General features: G+C 42.9%; 15 protein-coding genes. 8 read left to right on the top strand and 7 right to left on the bottom strand.

What is annotated here, in order from left to right:
- Positions 1-39 precede the first annotated feature (39 nt).
- A complete protein-coding gene (ylqF, locus tag B2863_RS10465) occupies positions 40-996 on the top strand; it encodes a ribosome biogenesis GTPase YlqF (RefSeq protein WP_296210189.1) in 957 nt (318 codons plus the stop codon).
- Between the two features lie 21 nt (positions 997-1017).
- Here the strand turns inward: ylqF and B2863_RS10460 are convergent, their stop codons facing one another.
- Both B2863_RS10460 and B2863_RS10455 read right to left on the bottom strand, forming a co-directional pair.
- Positions 1018-1413, bottom strand: a complete 396-nt coding sequence (locus B2863_RS10460; protein WP_201607897.1) for a hypothetical protein — start codon at positions 1411-1413, stop codon at positions 1018-1020.
- Between the two features lie 6 nt (positions 1414-1419).
- Positions 1420-2544, bottom strand: coding sequence for a hypothetical protein (locus B2863_RS10455; protein ID WP_296210184.1), 1125 nt, complete (start codon positions 2542-2544; stop codon positions 1420-1422).
- 191 nt (positions 2545-2735) lie between these two features.
- Between B2863_RS10455 and mutY the strand changes: the two genes are divergently transcribed.
- Complete coding sequence (gene mutY / locus B2863_RS10450) at positions 2736-3980, top strand: A/G-specific adenine glycosylase (protein ID WP_296210182.1); 1245 nt, start codon at positions 2736-2738, stop codon at positions 3978-3980.
- 87 nt (positions 3981-4067) lie between these two features.
- Here mutY and B2863_RS10445 read toward each other — a convergent pair whose 3' ends face one another.
- Together B2863_RS10445 and rapA are read right to left on the bottom strand one after the other, a co-directional pair.
- Positions 4068-4970, bottom strand: a complete 903-nt coding sequence (locus B2863_RS10445) for an acyl-CoA thioesterase (RefSeq protein WP_296210179.1) — start codon at positions 4968-4970, stop codon at positions 4068-4070.
- 360 nt (positions 4971-5330) lie between these two features.
- Positions 5331-8219, bottom strand: a complete 2889-nt coding sequence (gene rapA, locus B2863_RS10440) for an RNA polymerase-associated protein RapA (protein WP_296210176.1) — start codon at positions 8217-8219, stop codon at positions 5331-5333.
- Between the two features lie 666 nt (positions 8220-8885).
- On the opposite strand from rapA, the gene B2863_RS10435 reads away from it, so the two are divergent.
- From B2863_RS10435 to B2863_RS10425, 3 genes are all read left to right on the top strand, one after another.
- Complete coding sequence (locus B2863_RS10435; protein ID WP_296210173.1) at positions 8886-11201, top strand: sensor histidine kinase; 2316 nt, start codon at positions 8886-8888, stop codon at positions 11199-11201.
- A 105-nt stretch (positions 11202-11306) separates the two neighbouring features.
- A complete protein-coding gene (locus B2863_RS10430) occupies positions 11307-12263 on the top strand; it encodes a response regulator (protein WP_296210170.1) in 957 nt (318 codons plus the stop codon).
- A gap of 310 nt (positions 12264-12573) precedes the next feature.
- Positions 12574-13521, top strand: a complete 948-nt coding sequence (locus B2863_RS10425) for an NAD(P)-dependent oxidoreductase (RefSeq protein ID WP_296210167.1) — start codon at positions 12574-12576, stop codon at positions 13519-13521.
- Between the two features lie 11 nt (positions 13522-13532).
- Here B2863_RS10425 and B2863_RS10420 read toward each other — a convergent pair whose 3' ends face one another.
- Positions 13533-15035, bottom strand: coding sequence for a flavin-containing monooxygenase (locus B2863_RS10420; RefSeq protein ID WP_414706938.1), 1503 nt, complete (start codon positions 15033-15035; stop codon positions 13533-13535).
- 217 nt (positions 15036-15252) lie between these two features.
- Positions 15253-15966 carry an RluA family pseudouridine synthase gene (locus B2863_RS10415; protein WP_296210163.1) on the bottom strand — a complete coding sequence of 238 codons (714 nt, stop codon included), beginning with the start codon at positions 15964-15966 and terminating at the stop codon, positions 15253-15255.
- Positions 15967-16447: 481 nt separating this feature from the next.
- Here B2863_RS10415 and trxA point away from each other — a divergent pair, with 481 nt between their 5' ends.
- The 3 genes from trxA (at position 16448) to B2863_RS10400 (ending at position 19115) form a co-directional block, all read left to right on the top strand.
- A complete protein-coding gene (gene trxA / locus B2863_RS10410) occupies positions 16448-16774 on the top strand; it encodes a thioredoxin (RefSeq protein WP_057761928.1) in 327 nt (108 codons plus the stop codon).
- 525 nt (positions 16775-17299) lie between these two features.
- Positions 17300-18568, top strand: a complete 1269-nt coding sequence (gene rho, locus B2863_RS10405) for a transcription termination factor Rho (protein ID WP_055125334.1) — start codon at positions 17300-17302, stop codon at positions 18566-18568.
- Positions 18569-18887: 319 nt separating this feature from the next.
- Positions 18888-19115 carry a hypothetical protein gene (locus B2863_RS10400; RefSeq protein ID WP_057761930.1) on the top strand — a complete coding sequence of 76 codons (228 nt, stop codon included), beginning with the start codon at positions 18888-18890 and terminating at the stop codon, positions 19113-19115.
- Positions 19116-19309: 194 nt separating this feature from the next.
- On the opposite strand, the gene B2863_RS10395 is transcribed toward B2863_RS10400, so the two are convergent.
- Positions 19310-20197 (bottom strand): KPN_02809 family neutral zinc metallopeptidase, encoded by an 888-nt coding sequence (locus B2863_RS10395; protein ID WP_296210159.1) that lies wholly within the window; start codon positions 20195-20197, stop codon positions 19310-19312.
- Positions 20198-20441 lie beyond the last annotated feature (244 nt).

Below are 20441 nucleotides of genomic sequence, written 5' to 3'. Positions count from 1 at the left end.
TTTACTTTTAGCATTTTTTATAAAAGGTTATGAAAGCAGATGGATAAGAGAGCAAGTATTCAGTGGTTCCCTGGGCATATGAACAAAGCCCGTAACGAAATCAAAGAAGTCATGCCGCAGATGGATTTGGTCATCGAGGTCATCGATGCGCGTATTCCGTATAGTAGTGAAAACCCAATGGTCGCAGCACTACGCGGCGAAAAACCTGTTATCAAAATCCTAAACAAAGCTGACCTTGCCGATCCTGAGTTGACTCAAGCATGGATGGATTATCTCGAGCAGCAAGATGGGGTCAAAGCCATCGCTTGCGATACTGAAAAAGCCAATGATGTAAAACGCATCATCGCCATCTGTAAGCATCTCGTACCTAATAAAGTCGGGACTGGTCGTCAAATCAAAGCAATGATCATGGGTATCCCAAACGTTGGTAAATCAACGCTGATCAATACGCTAGCAGGTCGCGCTGTAGCAAAGACAGGTGACGAGCCGGCCGTGACCAAGTCACAGCAGCTGATTAAACTAGACGATGACATCATGCTCTATGACACGCCCGGTATGCTATGGCCAAAAGTCGAAAACGAAAACTCAGGCTATCGTTTAGCAGCGACAGGCGGTATTCGTGATACGGCTTTTGACTTCGCTGATGTGGCAAGCTATACCGCTGAGTACCTAATGCAAGCCTATCCTGAGCTGCTAAAAACCCGCTATAAAATTGAAGAGCTGCCAAAGACTGATTGGGAGTTTTTTGAAGTGGCTGGACGTAATCGCGGCTGTGTACGCGCGGGCAACCAAGTCGATACTTATCGTATGTCTGAGATTCTCATTAACGAATTGCGTAGCGCGAAGATTGGTCGCATCACGCTAGAAACACCAGCAATGACTGAAGCTGAAGAAATCGTCGTCGCAGAACAGCGCATCGCTGCTGAAGAGAAGAAAAAGGCGAAAGAGGAAGAAAAGCGCTTGCGTCGTTTGAAAACACGGAAGAATAGGAAGTAGGTTTAATAAACGTAAGACCAATCATGTAGAAGTGAAAATTTTCCCGTCAGGCAAAGAAACCAACCCTAGCAAATAATAAAACACCAACCCATGTTTCTTTGCCAATGGTGCAATTACTCTAGCAGCTTCTTGCATATTACTATCTGGCAGCGGCAGAGAGACAGCAAAGGTATCCTGTAGCTGTACATGAGCGACCGTTGCTCCAAATGCTAATGATAGCTCGAATGATAAATCACCTTCATGGGCAAATTGCTGTAGCTCAGTGGCGAATTTTAATATGTTTTCACTATGAGCGCTGACCTCTACCTCTAGCAGCTGCGGTAGTAATACACCTGCACTATCGTAAGAGATAGGCAGATACTCATCGCCATCACCCAAACTCGCATCCCAAACATAAAACAAAGCATATTCAGTCATAATCAGCTACTCTAATGGCTCTACGGTAGATAAAATCTCTAAAAGCCTATCCCAACGCTCATTCATTCTATTCTTAGCATACTCGTTTGGTGAGTTATCTATCAGATCACGATACTGTATAACCAAATTATCGAAGTCCTCTCGACCTGCAAGTTTGGCTAAAATAAGGTGTTTATCCACACACTCACCATAGCTGTGCCCTCTTGCAATCCTGTTGTGCAGTAACAAAAAAAGTTGATTATAGCTGGCTATTTTATCTACTTCATCCAGTTTACTGGCAAACTCAGTATTGATAAACTCAGGAATCTGTTTTTGCTTATCTGCAAAGTTTCTATCGCATACATTAATGTAATGTAGCTTTAAATAAGGAAACTGCTGTCTAAGCTCAGTTGGCGGCGATACTTTGTCATAAATCTCTTCAAACGCTGATGATACAAAATACGTATGAATTTTTAATCTAAAATAGCCGTTCTTACCTTCCGCTCCTCCGGTTAGACGCACATGACCATAAGGCATGGCTTTAGTACAACCATCGACTTTAAGAGAGTCATTAACGTTAGCGCTTGATATTTGGCTGGTTTGATAACCATAGCGTTCTAAGCAATCATGCATGAATGGGTGCAGTATTTTTTCAAAATCTTCTCTATCTCTGGGAACGTCTGCCTCTGGCTTATAGATGTCGGCAGACTGTTTTGCAAGCGCCCGCTTTTCTTTTAGCAGTGTCATCCCTCGTGCGATGTTAGGCGGATAGATCGTACCATCTGGATAGGCGACCATACCCCGCGTGTCATAAAACACTAGCCCTAATTCTTCACATAAAGGGGCGATAACATCTAGCGCTTCACCGTGCAGTGCTTCAGGTGTGGGTATGGCGACGCAAGCGGTCTTAGGATGTGTTTTCATCTCTAAATTTGTATTTACGTAGGCTTCATAAAAGACTTCTGAATAATCCGAGGTTCTGGCTTCGTCCACGAGACGATCTGCCAGCTCAATGATATTTGGGCTGATAGTATCCACTGGCTGCTGGCGCAAAGCTTCAAAGTCGTGCGTTGCTTGTTCCCATGAGCTGTCTTTACTTGGTATACAAGTAACTTGCTGGATATCCCAGACAAAAAAGGTTTGTGCTGACAAGATACTATCTCCTAAACTATTAATGGAAACACTGGTTCTACTTATTATCAAACCGAAAGTGCAAAACACATAATAACTAACTAATACTCTTCTTTAAAAATAACAAACCATTGCATAGCGAGTCAGCCCACCCCATAAATTAGTTAACCTTTTATGGTCTAATATTTTTTATTAATTGACAAGGATTATTCTTGCCTACTTTATTCTCTCAACCTGAGTCCTCTCTAAACTCCTTCGCCCCACGCCTACTCGATTGGTTTGCCGAAAATGGTCGCCATGATTTACCTTGGCAACAGCATCAAACCGATACACCCAATCCTTATATCGTTTGGTTATCAGAAGTCATGCTTCAGCAAACGCAAGTGACCACTGTACTGCCCTACTTTGCACGTTTTATGACGTCGTTTCCGACCGTGCAGGACTTGGCCGCAGCAGAATGGGATACCGTAGCGGAGCATTGGGCAGGACTTGGCTACTATGCGCGCGCGCGTAATTTGCATAAAGGAGCTAAGCAGTTGGTTGAGGTAATCGATGAGACAGGCGAGTTTCCGCAGACACTAGCAGGATGGGAAGCGATTTCTGGCGTTGGGCCATCGACCGCTGGCGCGATTATGGCGATGGGATTACATCATTATGGCGTCATTTGCGATGGTAACGTCAAACGAGTGCTGACACGTTGGGCCGCTATCGACGGCGATATCACTAAATCTGCTACCACCAAAGATTTATGGGTATTGGCAGAGCGACTGACACCGACAGAAAGCTCAGGACTATTTGCGCAAGCTATGATGGATATGGGCGCGACATTATGTACCCGTAGCAAGCCTGCGTGTCTATTATGTCCATTAAAAGAAGACTGCCTAGCCCATGCGCAAGGACGCGAAACTGACTATCCCGTCAAAGCAAAAAAGCAGCCCAAACCCAGTAAGTTTAGTAATGCCTTATTGATTACAGACACGAATGGCAACATTCTATGGCTACAACGCCCTGACAACGGCATCTGGGGTGGATTATGGAGTTTGCCGTTACAGTTCGTGGAAAAAGTTGACGGTAAAACTAATAACAAGGCTACCGTTAAAAAGACACTAGCTAACGATGACAAACTATCGAATATGCCAAATGACGTACGTAGTAATGAAAAAGTATACGAAGCAGAGTTTACTACCGCTGAGCAAATCATTAATGAATGGCTGATAAAAAATAAACTGGTGGCAAAATCAGTTAGCAATACTTTACTCGATGACGCCCCTATCAAGCATTCACTGACGCACTTTCACTGGTATCTAACCCCGCGTAAATTGACGATTGACGCGACGCAGGTAACTGAGTTAAATCAGAAGTTAGCAGCGGCTGAAATGGAATTTAAGTGGCTAACCGAACAAAAAGCGCAAGACAGCCTAGGGCTACCTCGCGCGATGGTTAAAATCTTAGAATAAAAATTGGAATAAAAAAAAGCGACTCACTATTAATAACGAGTCGCTTTTTTATGATGACAATCTAAAGGCAGCTGAGCCTACAGCACTCTAAGACTTTGGCACACGTAAACGCATGAGTCCTTCTTGTTGCACGGTAGCGACCAGTTTGCCATCTTGCCAAAACTGACCATGATTCAATCCTTTCGCATTAGACGTGGTATCACTCCACATGTCATACAGCATCCATTTATTCAAATCAAAATCACGATGGAAATGCATTGAGTGATCGATACTGGCAGCTTGTAGACCACTGGTCATAAAACTCACACCATGTGACATCAGCCCTGTGCCAACCAAATAAAAATCCGACGAAAATGCCAATAGTGCCTGCTGAACAGCCACTGGCTGATTGCCCAATTCACGAATGCGTAGCCAGTTTGCTTGCTTAGGTTTCATTGGTTCTGGGCTAATCGGATTACGCGGCTTAACTGGCTTAATCTCGACATGACGGCGGCGCATAAATCTTGCTTTTAGCGCTTCTGGCACTTTTCCGACATTCTCTTCTTTTAAATCTTGCTCTGTCAGCAAGTCTTCTGGCGGTGGATAGACAGGCATATCTTCTTGATACTCAAGCCCATCTTCCATCGGTGAAAACGAAGCAATCATTGAAAATATTACTTGCTCAACAGGCGGCTTACCACGTACTTCTTTGTACTGAATAGCGGTGACTTCACGTGCAGACAGGCTACGACCATCACGCAAACGACGGACTTGATATATCACCGGTTGGTTGATATCGCCACCACGCAAAAAATATCCATGCAGTGAGTGACAAGGTTTGTCTTTATCTAATGTATGCGCCGCTGCCATAATCGCTTGAGCGAGCACTTGCCCACCAAATATACGACTGCCCACATAGTCATGGCTTTTACCCTCAAACACATCAGGGGTAACTTCAATAAGCGCGATAGTAGCCAGCAGCTCATCAATCAGTTGTAGATTATCGGACATGACGATATGTTTCCTTATTTTTATCAAAAACGCTCAGCATCTGATGATATTGATGCCATATAGCCATCATATTTGAATGTAAAATAATGCGAGATCACTTGTTAAGATCTGTCGAAGGAGACCTTAAAATAAACATACAGACATCGTTAGCGATGTTATCACCGAATATTTATTTTCTATAGAAAAGGTAAACATCTTACCCAATATTGGTAGCTTTGACTAGTTACTGTCGGCTTACTCATAAGTATTGCTTGTCTGTTTTTGCCAGACAAGTCGCAACTAAAGAGCAAAACAAGCAATCTCAACCATAAAAAAACGAGATGCATAACAACACCTCGTTTTTGACAAATACGCCGATATTTATGGCTTAACTGCTACGAGTACGCGAATAGAATCCGGCACTAATGACAAGTTACCAAGTGCCTGCTCACCTTGAGCTTTGAGCTGCTCTAAACGCTCAATCTCTTCAGGACGTACGTTTGGATTGATCGTCTGTAGATGTTTTAAACGTTTAATTTCGCGTGACCACTGCTGGCTAAAGCGGCTACTTGCTTGCTTACCAATCTCAGCAATCTGCTGACGAGCAATGTCTTCAGCTTCGTAATAACGCTGCTCGATCACATCGCCGCGTACTTTAATAACTTGGCGGGCACGGTTTTTGTCTAATCGCTCAACGTGCGGCATAATCATCTCAGCACTGATACGAGCCGATAAGTCACTGCCCTGCTCACTGATAAAGACACGGATATTTTGCGTGGACAAAGTCGCTGGCAGATTAAGCACTTTTGGCGCGATTGCTTCAACACGGAAGTTCACCTCTAGCAGTACCATACCTTGCGGGACAGCGGCACTTTTTAGCATAGCAACTGTCGTGTTACCAAAAGTGCTAGTGCTCGCTAGCTCATAAATCGCACGCATCAATGGATGCTCATGAGTGATGAACTCGATATCTTCACGTTGAAGCGCTTGCTCACGCTCAAAGGTCAACGTCATACCGTCTTCATCACCAAGTGGCAAACCATCAATATAGTCACTGATCTCAGTGCTATCGATAGGCGCGATAACCCACGAGCCATCACGTTGGATGTTGTGATCGATATTGGCAGACGCAAAGAAACGCTCAATAAAGTGCGGCAGCAAATTATTACCATCGAAGTCACGCATAGCATCGGCGATACGACCAGCGACACGCGGACGGCATGAGTTGTACTCTAGCAGACGGTCACGACCAGCTTGTAGCTGTGCTTCTAGTCCTAAACGTGTCTGTAGCGCCTCGTCAATGATGTCTTGCAAGATGACATTATTTTCAGCGGTATCAGCACCCTCAAGCATAGGCTTAAGCTCTTGGATATATTGCTCTTGCACGCTTTGTGCCGTAGGCGATATCTGATTGAACATGTTCAGCGCATCGTTATACCACTGATACAGACGCTCTTGCGCTGTACCTTGCACATAAGGCACATGTAGCATGATTTGCTGTGTCTGACCGATACGATCTAGACGGCCGATACGCTGCTCTAACGTATCTGGATTAGCAGGTAGATCCCATAGTATTAATTGGCTTGCAAACTGGAAGTTACGACCCTCTGAACCAATCTCTGAACACAGTAATATCTGCGCGCCTTCACTATCAGCAAAGAATGCGGCCGCTTGGTCACGCTCAAGCAAAGTCATCTGCTCAGTAAAGATAGCTGTTTTGATACCTGCATGCAGACGCAATACCGCTTCTAAACTCTCTACCGTCGCCCCACTACGAGCGATTAATAGGACTTTTTGATGCTTCAGCTCACCACGTAAGATATCAATCAACCAAGAAACGCGTGGGTCATCTTCTAGCCAGCCACCATCTGGTTGGTTTTCTTCGCCCCATAGCTGCTCACGCAACTTACCATTGGTTTGATAGCTGTTTTTCCATGCCTCAGGTAGTGGCAATGGATATGGCTGACTACTACGGCCATAGAAACCTTTGACACTCTCACGCGTATTACGGAACAAGATACGACCTGTACCATGACGATCTAATAGCTCGTTTAGCGCATGCGTTCGTAGTTTTTCATCTTCATTGATTGAGGATAGCTCTTCAATACTAATATCTAGCAAGCTGCTTAAAGCAGCAATTTGACCTTCATTCAATGGCTTTTCTTCTATCAAGACGCCAGCAACTGCTGCTGTCTCTGCGAAGGCTTCCTGACCATCGATAAATTCATCCAAATCATCAAAACGATCTGGATCAAGCAAACGCAGACGGGCAAAGTGACTTTGCGCACCAAGCTGCTCCGGCGTTGCTGTCAATAGCATCACACCCGGTGTTTCTTCGGCGAAATCCGCAATCAAGTCATACTTATCATTGCCGCCCTGTGCTTCATCCCAATGCAGATGATGCGCCTCATCGACGACTAATAAATCAAACCCTGCATCCATCGCTTGATCATATAAGTCTGGGTGATCGAGCAATAGATCCATACCACCGATGATACATTGCTCAGTGGCAAAGACGTTTTGTTCAGGGTCGTGTTCTTTAATAGCCGCAGTACGCACTAGATCAAACAAGGCAAAGTTTAGATTAAAGCGACGACGCAGCTCAATCATCCATTGATACTGCAAGCTATCGGGCACTAAAATCAACACACGCTCAGCTTTACCTGTTAGCAACTGCTGATGAATAATCATGCCCGCTTCGATGGTCTTACCAAGGCCAACTTCATCAGCCAGTAGTACACGCGGTGCGATACGCTTACCGACTTCATGTGCAATATATAGCTGATGCTCGATGATATCGACACGTGCACCCATCAACCCTTTTAGTGGGTGGCCTGCTAGCGCTGACTGCATGCGCAAGATGTCTTGACGCAGCTCATACCAATCACCGCGCTCAATACGGCCAGCAAGCAAACGCTCAAGCGGCTTGGCCAATGTGATATTGGCAGCAAGGCGGGTTTCCATGATGCCGCGCTCGTGCTCATCGACGCCATATTTAAGTACGCCCATCACTTCATCAACGGCATTGACCGTATAGCTTTTGCCATCTTGGTCGTAGATGCTATCGCCCACTTTAAACACCACGCGCGATAATGGCGCAGAGTTTTTTGCGTAGACGCGTGTCTCTTCACTTTGCGGAAATAAAATATGCACACATCGGTCGTCAACATCGATGACCACACCTAAGCCAAGCTCAGACTCCGTATCAGATAAATAACGTTGACCAACGGCGAATTCAGTACTGTGCAATGAAGCAATAGAGATAGTCATAAGGCGATGTCTTTTGTACTCAGGTAGTAAGAAATTAGATAGATAGCTTAGAAAAACAGCAATGGCGGCTAACAATAGCTAAATAAGGTTGTTCACACCATAAAATGTCAAAAAGACATAGAAGAAGTGCCACAACACCAATCAAGCCAATCGTTCAGCCCAACCATTATATAACGTTAGCGGGTAGATGAGTGCGTTAAGTTGACTTTTCAAGAGCAGATTCATACAAGATGACGCGAATGCTAAGCATAAGTTGGTCATATAAAACAATAAGATAACGACTCGCAAGTATAGAAAAAACATTTACATCAGAAAATTGTTTCTATACTGTTACTTTATGAAAATAGATGTGTTTTTCGTTATGTCAATTGTTCATGTTTATAACTAAAAAAATAGTATTTAGCACTTTCCTTCTACTTATCGACCGCTATCAATGTTCACAGGTAGATGGATTTACTATTTGTTATAGGGACTTAGTTTGTAGATAAACATATAGGTTTATGGGTTGCGCCCTTCCTTAGAAGTAACGGCTTCACATCGTTGTGCTACTTATTCAGATATTTGGACATCAAATTATTCAGCATTAATAATCGCAGCTCTTTTTATACTAAAAATACTGCTAATCGTATTTTTTGTACTTTATATAATTCAAGGATGAATACATTTATGAGTGCCTCCAAAAAAGTTGGCTTATTTAACCAAGTCAGTACCCAAGTTACCATTATCTTGTTTCTTGCTTTTGCCGTTGTTGTTGCCGTTGTGGTTTACATTGTCGAAAAAGAAGGCTATGAAAAAATCAGACTTGAGTCAGGAAAACTAGTGGCTCAACGAGGGAATACCGCCGTCAACAGCATCTCGGCTGATGTCAATCGCGTCATGCGTAGCGCGTTGCAACTACAGCAAAGCGCTCAAACATTGCCAATCGAAGAAAATATTTTGCAGACTAGCACGGCTAACGCTTTTGATAAGCGGGATTATAGCTTATTAGGTAGTGGTGGTATTTGGCCTGATAATGGTGCGCTCGGAGACAGTACAGCGACTCATCCATTTTTGATGGTGCGCCAAGATGGCGATTACCGAGCAATATTAACGGATCCAAACCCTGCTAATCCTTATTACACTGAAAACTGGTTTAACAAAGTAAAAGTACTCAGACCTAATGGCTGTATATGGGCTGATGTAAGCCCCACTCAAACCAAAGGTGAATTGGCAATGAGCTGCGGTGTCGCTATTGAACGTGACAATCAGTTTTGGGGTGCAAGTACCGTTAACTTTACGCTCAACCAGCTACAAGAAAACATCGTTAAGCTGAGTGAAAGCTCTGGCTCAGGTTATATTTTATTGATTGACAACAGTAATAAGGTTATCGCTTCATCTAACCCTGAGCGCTTGAACTATATTGACGAAGAGACTGGTGTCCCACTGGATATCAAACAAGTCATTGATTCAGACCCTGCGTGGCAACCTATCTTAGATTTTTTAGATGCTCAGCATAATGAGATTATCAAACAAATTGCCTCAAAAATGCCTCCTGAAATACAACAAGTCATTGCAACACTTGATAAAAATGAGGCCACTGCTGTTAGTAGTTCTGAGCTTATCAACTACGCCGCTTATTTGAATGCTAATGCAAGCAATACAAGCACGATGGACAGTCGCTTGCTACAAAGTTTCGATCTAACCAATGACAGCTACTACAATGGTAGTCAGGCATATGTTTTCCAGATTCCTGAGACCTACTGGAAACTAATCGTAGTTCAACCAGATGCTGCCGTTAATGCTATCGCAGATAACTTGAGCAAAAACCTAATCAATTTAATCATGCTAGCGCTATTTATAACCGCTGCACTGATCTATTTCATGCTGACATTCTTAGCATTCAAACCATTGAAAAAGACCACGGACAAAATCTCTCTCGCAGAAAAACTCATCGATGATAAGCAATATAATAAGCTTAGTGACGTCAAATTTTCAGGTGGACGTAATGAAATTGGCCTAGTAAACCACTCTATTAGTGAGCTACTCCATCGTATCCAATCTAATGAAGGTAAGCTTGCCAATATCAATCAACAGCTAGAGGTTAAAGTCGAAGAACGCACCGCTGAACTACAAGACACACTAAAAGAGCTTAAAAACTCTCAGCTACAGCTGATCCGTTCTGAAAAAATGGCCACACTTGGTCAAATGGTTGCAGGCGTTGCTCATGAAGTAAATACGCCATTATCTTATGTACAAAACAACCTCGAAATCATCGGTCAATTGACTGAGCAATACGAAGAGCTGATTGAGTTGGTACAAGGGTTGAAAGGCGTTCAATCTGAAACGGCTGCTGCTGATGACAAAATAGATAAACTGTTAGCAGATATTGTCCGTGCTTCGGATGAAATCGAAGAAGATGACTTATCATCTGAGCTAAAAGAGCTGATTAAAGACTCTTTGTTTGGGGTGGAACAAATTACCGAGATGGTACTCAACTTACGTAACTTTGCACGCCTTGATGAGTCAAAAGTGAAGACTATTGATGTACGAGAATGTATAGAATCTTCTCTCAAAATCGCTGGGAACTCTATCAGACATCAAGATATTGTCACCAACTTTGGGTCAACGCCTGAAATCAAATGCTCACCATCGCAAATCAATCAGGTATTAGTTAACCTATTGAACAATGCTTCGCAAGCAATGGAGGGCAATCCTGATGACAAGATTGAGGTGCGTACCTACGCTGATGAAACCAACGTCTACATTGAAGTAACTGATAATGGTAAAGGCATGAGCCAAGCAGTATTGGATCAGATATTTGAGCCCTTCTTTACTACGAAAGCGGCAGGTGAAGGCACTGGCCTCGGCATGGCAATCAGTCAGCAAATCATGGAACAACACAATGGTACGATTACTGCCACATCTACTGAAGGTGTTGGCACGGTGTTTACCTTAACCCTACCCATCAACAATAATTTAACGGAACAAAGTATGTCGGCATAAGCAACACGCTTATTATATTGTCGGCGCAGCTCAGTTATGCGTTGTGCTGACAACAGACATAATACTTACAATCTAGCCTCTATTATTCATCGTAAGGATACGATCATGAATGAAGTTAAAGACAACATACAACCCTCTGCTCTAAGTACTGGACCTAAACCGAAAATTGCGTTTATTGACGATGAACAACGCATTTTACGTTCTATGAAACTCCTCTTTCGTAAAACTCATGACGTTTTTATCACGACGGATCCCACTGAATATATCGACTATATTAAAAACAACCATGTATACGTAGCAGTCAGTGACCAACGTATGCCTGAGCGTGTCGGTGTCGATATCTTACGTGAAGTAAAAGACATATCACCGTCTACCATGCGTATTTTATTAACGGGCTATGCCGATTTGAATGCTATTATTGGTTCTATCAACGATGGAGAGATTTATCGTTATTTGACCAAGCCCTGCAAGTCTGAAGAACTCATCGCTGTGGTTGGGCGTGCCACTGAAATCGCGTTGACTTACAATCCAGATGAAGATGCCGATCAGATTGATAGCTCAGACAATAAGCAAACCCTGTTGGTTATCGATGAAACAAATGAGCTAATCGAACAAATTCGCAAGCAGTTCTCCAATAACTATAAGGTACTGCATGCTGAAGGCTTAGAAGAGGCTTATGACTATCTGGCAAACTACGACATTGGTGTATGTATTACTGACATCAATGTTAGTGGCGAAAACATCGCACCAATAATCTTCACTTTAAAGCAAGATGCACCGCATTTGGTCGTTTTGGTGCAAACTGAATTTCAAGATGCAGGCTTGCTGATTGATTTGATTAATAAGGGTCAGGTCTATCGCTGCTTACCGAAACCGATGCGTGCCAGCTTACTAGAAATTAGCGTCAACCGTGCTTTTCAGCATCATACCAAACTCAAAGCCAGCCCTGATTTGGTGAAACGTTATGAAGTAGAGCACGACCCTGAAAATGATGTTCGCATTGATTTGAGTAATCGCGTACGCAGTTTTATTGGTAAATTGCGCAAGCGTTTTTCTTTTTAGCATTTGTTATTAGCAGTGTTTGCAAAGTTGGCTTGATAGCATTTGTGATACAAGCTGCATCAACGAAAAAGCTCACTATCTAACTAAAAGACCTCTACTTCGATATTAGAATAGAGGTCTTTTCTTTGTTTAAAATAACATCCATTTTATAGATACTGCTTTCACGCTAAAAATAAAGTGAAAATTCCTTTTTACTGCTTGCTTCTTTTTGACTAAAAATACCAACGTGCTACATTAAGCCGATAAGAAATCATGCGATAGTAATTTATTCGCTAACTATCTATAAGACAACAATGAGTAAGGACTAGCCATGCAAGCCGTTTTTTTAGATAAAGGTACGTTTTCTGAAGGTATTGACCTGCCAGCGCCAATAGGTGTGAGCGATTACATCACTTATAACGACACGCCAAAAGACACGGCTGTTATCATTGAGCGCTGCAAAGATGCTGACATTATTATCACCAATAAAGTCCAAATTGGTGCAGAAGTAATAGAGCAACTACCGAAGCTTAAGCTAATCCAACTGACTGCCACTGGTATGAACAACGTCGATCAAAAGGCTTGCGATAAGCACGGTGTCGCGCTTTTTAATGTCGCTGGTTATGCGGTCAAAAGCGTGCCCGAGCATACCTTTATGCTTATGTTAAATGCAATGCGCGCAGGCATCCACTACCATCAGAAAGTCGCTGATGGCACGTGGCTGGCAAATGGCAATTTTTGCCTGTTGGATATTCCGCTGATTGATTTGGAAGATAAGACGTTAGGTATTATCGGTATTGGCACCATCGGCAAGCGCGTGACCGAGATTGCTCGTGCCTTTGGTATGACCGTACTATGGGCAGAGCACCAAGGACGTGAACCACGCAGCGACGACTATACCGCGTTTGATGAAGTGCTAGCGCGTGCGGATGTGATCAGTCTACACTGTCCATTGAATGAAAAAACTGAGCATCTTATTAATAAAGATACTCTAGCAAAAATGGTTAAACAACCGCTCATCGTCAACGTCGCACGTGGCGGCATCGTTGATAGCCAAGCATTAACTGACGCGATTAACAATGAGCAGATCATCGGCTATGCTAGCGATGTGTTTGAACAAGAACCGATCGCTGACAATGACCCACTGCTCAGTATCAGCGACCATCCGCGTGTTATCTTTAGTCCGCACAATGCATGGGGTAGCAAAAGTGCCCAGGAGACCTTGTGGCAGATGTTGAGCAAGCAAGTCGCTGACTTCATCAATAACCATCAACAATAATTATCAAGATACTAACGACTAAATCGTAACCAATCGTCTTTTATCTTGCGATACTTAAGCATGATTCGATCGCTTAGATAGTTGTTGGTCACGAACCAAGGATAGCGATCTCCTTGTTTAGGCAGCTCGTCTTTGCCGCGGTTGACATATCCAGACGATAGCGAACCCATCACAGTATATGCTTGAGCATAGGCTGTCATATCTGCAGTCTGTGCTTGTGGTAATGCAACTTGATAGCGGTTTTTATGCATATACCCCAGCAGCCTCACTACATACTGACAAGCCAAGTCAATTTTAAGTGTCCATGAGGCATTGGTATAGCCAAACAGTGCCGCCAGATTAGGTATGCCTTCTATCATAACCGCTTTGTAGGTCATACGCGTGCCAATATCGACAGCTTGACCATCGATATATACCGCTGCCCCGCCCAACATCTGTAGCTTTAAGCCAGTCGCGGTAACGATGATATCAGCGTCGAGATGCTGGCCAGATTGCAGCATAATTCCCGTTGCCGTAAAGTGACTGATTTGATCGGTCACTACTGTTGCGCGTTTGTCCTGCAGGGCTTTGAATAAATCACCGTCAGGTACCGCACATACTCGTTGATCCCACGGATTATAGTCAGGCATAAAATGCTTGCTATCGACGCCGCTACCTTTCAGCTCTTTTTTCACCCCACTTCTTAAGACTGCCTTCATCACCTTGGGTGCATGAGTCGCAACTTTGTACAGGCCTTGCTGTCTCAACACGTTACGCGCGCGCAGTACCGTATAAGCTTGCTCCTTTGATAATGGTGAAAACTTGCCTGATAACCAGTCAATAGCATGGTCATCACCCGGCACGCTTGCCACATAGGTCGGCGTACGCTGCAGCATCGTGACATGACGCGCACACTGATTATTGTCTTTATCTACTAGCGCAGGTAGCAACGTCATCGCCGTGGCACCACTACCAATAACGACGACTTTTTTATCATTATAGTCTAGATTATTCCAGTGCTGTGGATGGACGATTTGACCGTGAAAATCCTCCTCTCCTTCAAAATGAGGACGATAGCCTTGCTCATAATCATAATAACCAGTGGCACCTACGATAAACTTGGCAGTCTTAACAAACCTCTCACCGCTTGCATGATTTTTGATGGTTGCTGACCACTGTTGATTCTCACTAGACCATGATATCTGCTGAACTTCATGCTGATAATGGATATGTTCGGTCACCCCAAACTCGCGTGCCGTATCAGCGATATAGCGTTTGATATCATCGCCTGCTGCAAGCATTCTATAATCAAGCCACGGCCTAAAGTTATAACCAAAGGTCAAGGCGTCAGAGTCAGAGCGAATCCCCGGATAGGTAAATAAATCCCATGTACCACCCAAATCAGCACGCTTTTCTAAGATAGCAAAGCGCTGTGGAGGTTTTTGCTTATTAGTCGGTTTTGCCTGCTTTTGCTTTTTTGAAGCTTTATGACCGAATAGGCCTTTATGCTGCTGTTGCTGTAAACGGCAAGCCATACCAATACCTGCGATACCCGCACCGATAATCAATACTTCATAATCGGCTACTTTGTCCGTCTTTGACTTTTTACCTTTAAAGCGATTTTTAATGGCCTGTTTGGTAGTGGTGATATCAAGCATACTTTCATCCTTGTATTTGCATGACTGGCATTTTATAGCTGGCTTTAGAGCCGTTTATCGCATCTATTAACAGTAAGCGGTAAAATCTAACGTTTTAAAATGGGCAGGGACTCTCCCAGTCCATCCAAGCACCCAGTACTGGATGCTTTAAACGTAATTGCTGTGCATGTAAGTTGAGCCTTGGGGCTATCTCTAATGCAGCACCTTCAGCATAAATCGGATCGCCAATCATCACATGATCGACGTGCACCATATGTACGCGTAGCTGATGACTGCGTCCCGTGACTGGCTTTAGCATGACCCGAGTGACTGCCTCGCCATTACAGGTTTCGTGAGCCACAACTTCATATAAGGTTAGCGCATGCTTTGACCAGTCGTGATCGACGATATGGCGCGGTTTGGTACTTGGCTCATAGCGCACTGGCACCGATATCTCACCAGTTGCGCCGACTTGCCCCCACTCACCAAAGACACGTGCTTGGTATTTTTTTTGCGGTAAACGTTCGATGAATTGCTTACTGATATTGGTTTGCGCTGCTGCATTTTTTGCAAAAATAAGCAGTCCTGAGGTGTCCATATCTAAACGATGAATCAATTTGACAGCTGGATTGGCACGCTCAAGACGAGCAAGCAGACTGACTTTGAGTGTTTTACCATCGACGCTCAATAGGCCTGCAGGTTTATCAACCACCCAAATGTCATCGTCTTCGTAAACCGTAATTTCTTGCGCAAAATTTTTAAAAAACTCAAGCGGATAAGCACTTTCTTGGGCATTGAGGGCATTAACTTCTTCATCGGTAAAAGGCATAAATTTAACTACTTATGTAAATTGGTTTTAAGATAAGGATTTTTGGTGACTAATCTTTTGGACACGACAGCTATATTTGGCACGATAGCCATTTTATGAACAACGGTTATTTGGATAAAAAGGCAAAACTTTGATTGATTTTTAACGTTATTAATATCGCTAGCTACTAATCACTAACTACTATATAAACAAAGTATAAAATACGACTTCTATAGTGCTGAGATACATACTTTGATAAGGATAATCGTATTAAATAACAGATTAGACACTCTTGTGCTGCACCGTTTCGATTTATTGTGCTAATACTAGTTGTTAAACAATTTAACCAGCCTGTATCTGTCAAATTAGGGCAAACATGTTAATATAATGGCACATTTTCACCCCTTCTAAACAATTCTTTGACCACCAACTGATTTATTATTAAACCAATATATAGGTTGATGAGTGGTGATAGAAGTAATAAAACAAGAGAGATAAAATTATGTCAGACCTTATTGTACATACTACCGACACAGACTTTGATCAAGACGTTCTACAATCAGACGTACCTGTACTAGTAGACTTCTGGGCACCATGGTGTGGTCCTTGTAAAGCCATCGCTCCTATTTTAGAAGATCTAGCGACTGAGTACCAAGGTAAAGTTAAAATCGTTAAAGTAGACGTAGACAACAACCCACAAGCGGCCAGCCGTTTTGGTATTCGTAACATCCCAACGCTATTTGTATTTAAAGATGGCGAAAAAGTTGATTCAGTAATGGGCCTACAGCCAAAAGCTGAATTGGCTAAAGTATTAGACAAGCATTTATAAGTTACATTTGCCAGCTCTAGATTACCTTGATCGGGTAAAATAGAATAACCGAGAAAGCCATTATCTAACCAAGATAGTGGCTTTTTTGCTTGTTTTTTGTGCAAAAAACTCGATAATATGACTTTTTTGGCAAAATTTATTGACAACGCTATTGTGAAGACCGTATAGTCTGCTGACAAGAGAAAACCAACTGTTTTCCTAAGTATCTTGTCGCTATTCTCCTCGTGTTTATCAACAAAAACACAATCGTCATTATAAACACCATTGCTGAACAAAATGACTAAACGCAATTACTGATATTGAGTTTTTGACGCAGACTCTTATGTAGCCTTTTTTATCCTTATTTCTTATTACCTTGCCTCCAATGATGGCAATGCGTACATAAGCAGACATATAAAACCAAAACTACATAAACTACAGCGCTGTGCACACACCCATATCATCATATTACCGTTATTTTAATCACTGTCGTGACTTGTGCTGCTAATGGCATCTCTCATCTGATCAATTGCTAATGACCTATCTATGAATCTTACTGAATTAAAGAAAAAATCAATCGCTGAGCTATTGGCTATCGCCAAAGAAATGGGTCTTGATAATATGGCGCGTAGCCGTAAACAGGACATTATCTTTGCTATTCTAAAAACCCATGCGCGTAACGGTGAAGCCATCTATGGTGACGGCGTACTTGAGGTTCTTCCTGATGGTTTTGGATTTTTGCGCTCATCAGAAGGCTCATATTTAGCCGGTCCTGATGATATTTATGTCAGCCCAAGCCAGATTCGCCGTTTCAGTCTAAAAACTGGTGACAGTATCGCTGGTACGATTCGTCCACCAAAGGATTCTGAGCGTTATTTTGCATTATTAAAAGTTGGCGAAATCAACTTTGATACGCCAGATCGCTCACGTCATAAGCTTATCTTTGAGAACCTGACACCCCTATTCCCAACTGAGCATTTAAAACTTGAGCTTGGTAACGGAACCACTGAAGATTTGACTGGCCGTATCATCGATCTAATCGCTCCGATTGGTAAAGGTCAGCGTTCTATCATCGTCGCACCGCCAAAAGCGGGTAAAACGATGTTGCTACAGACCATCGCGCAATCAATCACTCGTAACAACCCTGAATGTTATTTAATCGTACTATTGATTGATGAGCGTCCAGAAGAAGTGACCGAAATGGTACGTACGGTACGCGGTGAAGTGGTTGCTTCTACTTTTGATGAGCCGCCACAGCGTCACGTACAAGTGGCTGAAATGGTCATCGAAAAGGCCAAACGTTTGGTTGAACACAAGCAAGACGTGGTGATTTTACTTGATTCAATTACGCGTCTAGCACGTGCTTATAATACGGTCATCCCATCGTCAGGTAAAGTATTGACGGGTGGTCTGGATGCCAACGCCCTAGAGCGTCCAAAACGTTTCTTTGGTGCTGCGCGTAACGTGGAAGAAGGTGGTAGTTTGACCATTATTGCCAGTGCATTGATTGATACTGGTAGTAAGATGGATAGCGTTATTTTTGAAGAATTTAAGGGAACGGGTAACCAAGAAATTACGCTTGAGCGTGACTTGGCTGAAAAACGTGTATTCCCTGCGATTAATATCAAAAAATCTGGTACACGCCGCGAAGAGCGTTTATTGGACGAAGACAAGCTGCGTAAAGTATGGATTTTACGCAAACTACTTCAACCGATGGATGGCGTACAAGCCACTGAGTTCTTGTTGGATCGCTTAAAAGAAGCGAAAACCAATGATGAATTCTTCGAGCAAATGAAGCGTAAATCACAAAACTAATTATTGATTAGTTTGCTAGCCATATTCAGCTTTGCTTTAATATTAAGACTACCTATGGGTAGTCTTTTTTATGGCAGTATCAAGATATTAATAGTTAGACCCATTAGGACGTAATCTGCACTGTCGTTCATAGGCATTGCTGATGATACAGTACGGCAACATCGCTTACATCTTGTTTGCAAAGTTTAGCGTTTTTACTACGACTATATTATTAGTAACCGACTATTATGACAGACAGTAGGAATATACTTGAAAATATCATGGGCACAGTATTTTGAAGGTATTGTATTTTAAACTTGATGACTTAATAGGTGATAATATGAAATTTGCTAAAACGATCGCAATGACTGCAATTACTAGCTCAGCCCTAATCATGACTGGTTGTAACTCTTATAGCGGTATGAGCAACACAGCTAAAGGTGCTACTGCTGGCGCAGCAGCTGGTGCTCTTATTAAAAGCAAAGGCGACAGCAAAGATATCGCTCGTGGCGCATTGGCTGGTGCAGCGATCGGCGGTGCTGGTGGTTATGTTCTTGACAACAACTAAGTCTTTCTACGCTGATGTTACTTGATAATTGATTGAGTAATATAAGATAAGGTATGATAAAAAGCCTGCAATTCGTTGCAGGCTTTTTTATGTCTTAATTTTGATTATAAGTCCATGCGCTAGACTTATAATCAAAAACATTAGTATTAAAAAACATCGTTAGTCAAATACACAGTTATTAATATCTATGGCCATTAAAGTGCACCGCTGAACGTATCGCAAGATTGTACGTTACCGCTTTCTAGACCACGGGTGAACCATTCGACACGTTGTTGACTGGTACCATGAGTAAAGTTATCAGGTACTACTGCACCACCACTCGCTTTTGCCAGACGATCATCACCGATTTGACTAGCTGCATTCACCGCTTCATCAAGATCACCAGCCTCTAAAAACTGTACGCGCTCTTGATTGCGCTGTGCCCATACACCAGCAAAACAATCCGCCTGTAACTCTTGCAATACTGACAGCTTATTGGACTGTGCTTGAGTCACTTGCTGACGAGCTTCATTGACCTGTTGGCTAATGCCTAGTAGCGTCTGAACATGATGACCTACTTCATGTGCTATCACGTAGGCCTGTGCGAAATCGCCAGCCTTGCCTTGGTTCTCTTGACCACCAGAGCCTTGCTGATCGCCTGAAATACCAAGATTCTGACGCATCTCTACAAAGAATGATGTATCCAAATAAACAGTCTGATCCCCTGGGCAATAAAATGGCCCCGTTGCAGAGCTAGCACTACCACATGCTGAGCTGACTTGACCATTAAACAAAATCAATGACGGCTCTTGATAAGTGCTACCAGCTTCATTAAAGATTTGATGCCAGACTTCTTCTGTATCTGCCAATACAACTTTCACAAACTGCGTGTCTCGGTCTGTGCTGGTTGCCAGCTCAGTAGATGACTCACTACCACTACCTGTGACCGCCTGTCCTGTCTGTAATGCGGTCATTGGGTTTACCCCAAATACCAACCATAAAATACCTGCGATGATAATGCCACCAATACCACCGCCAATCATCTTACCGCCACCTGTGCTAGAGCGCACATTCGAACTACCTCGTCTACCTTGCCATTTCATAATTCTATTCCTCAAATATAGATTGATTCGTTATTTCTACTAACCACTATCTCTATTAACCACTACTTCTATTAATCATTACTGATGTTATATATTATTTGGCCAGTTAATTTACGCTATGACCTAGTCTACTATCCTAAAAGCAAGTAGAAACCTATAAAATTGCTAACTTAACTAGGATTTATGTAATATAGGACCATAATCGGACTATTTAATTCAATTCTTACCCATAAAAACGGGGCTA

The organism is Psychrobacter sp. UBA3480, from assembly GCF_002377945.1.
Classification (GTDB): Bacteria; Pseudomonadota; Gammaproteobacteria; order Pseudomonadales; family Moraxellaceae; genus Psychrobacter.
Note: the sequence above shows the minus strand (reverse complement) of the source record. Positions and strands in the feature narration are given on the sequence as shown.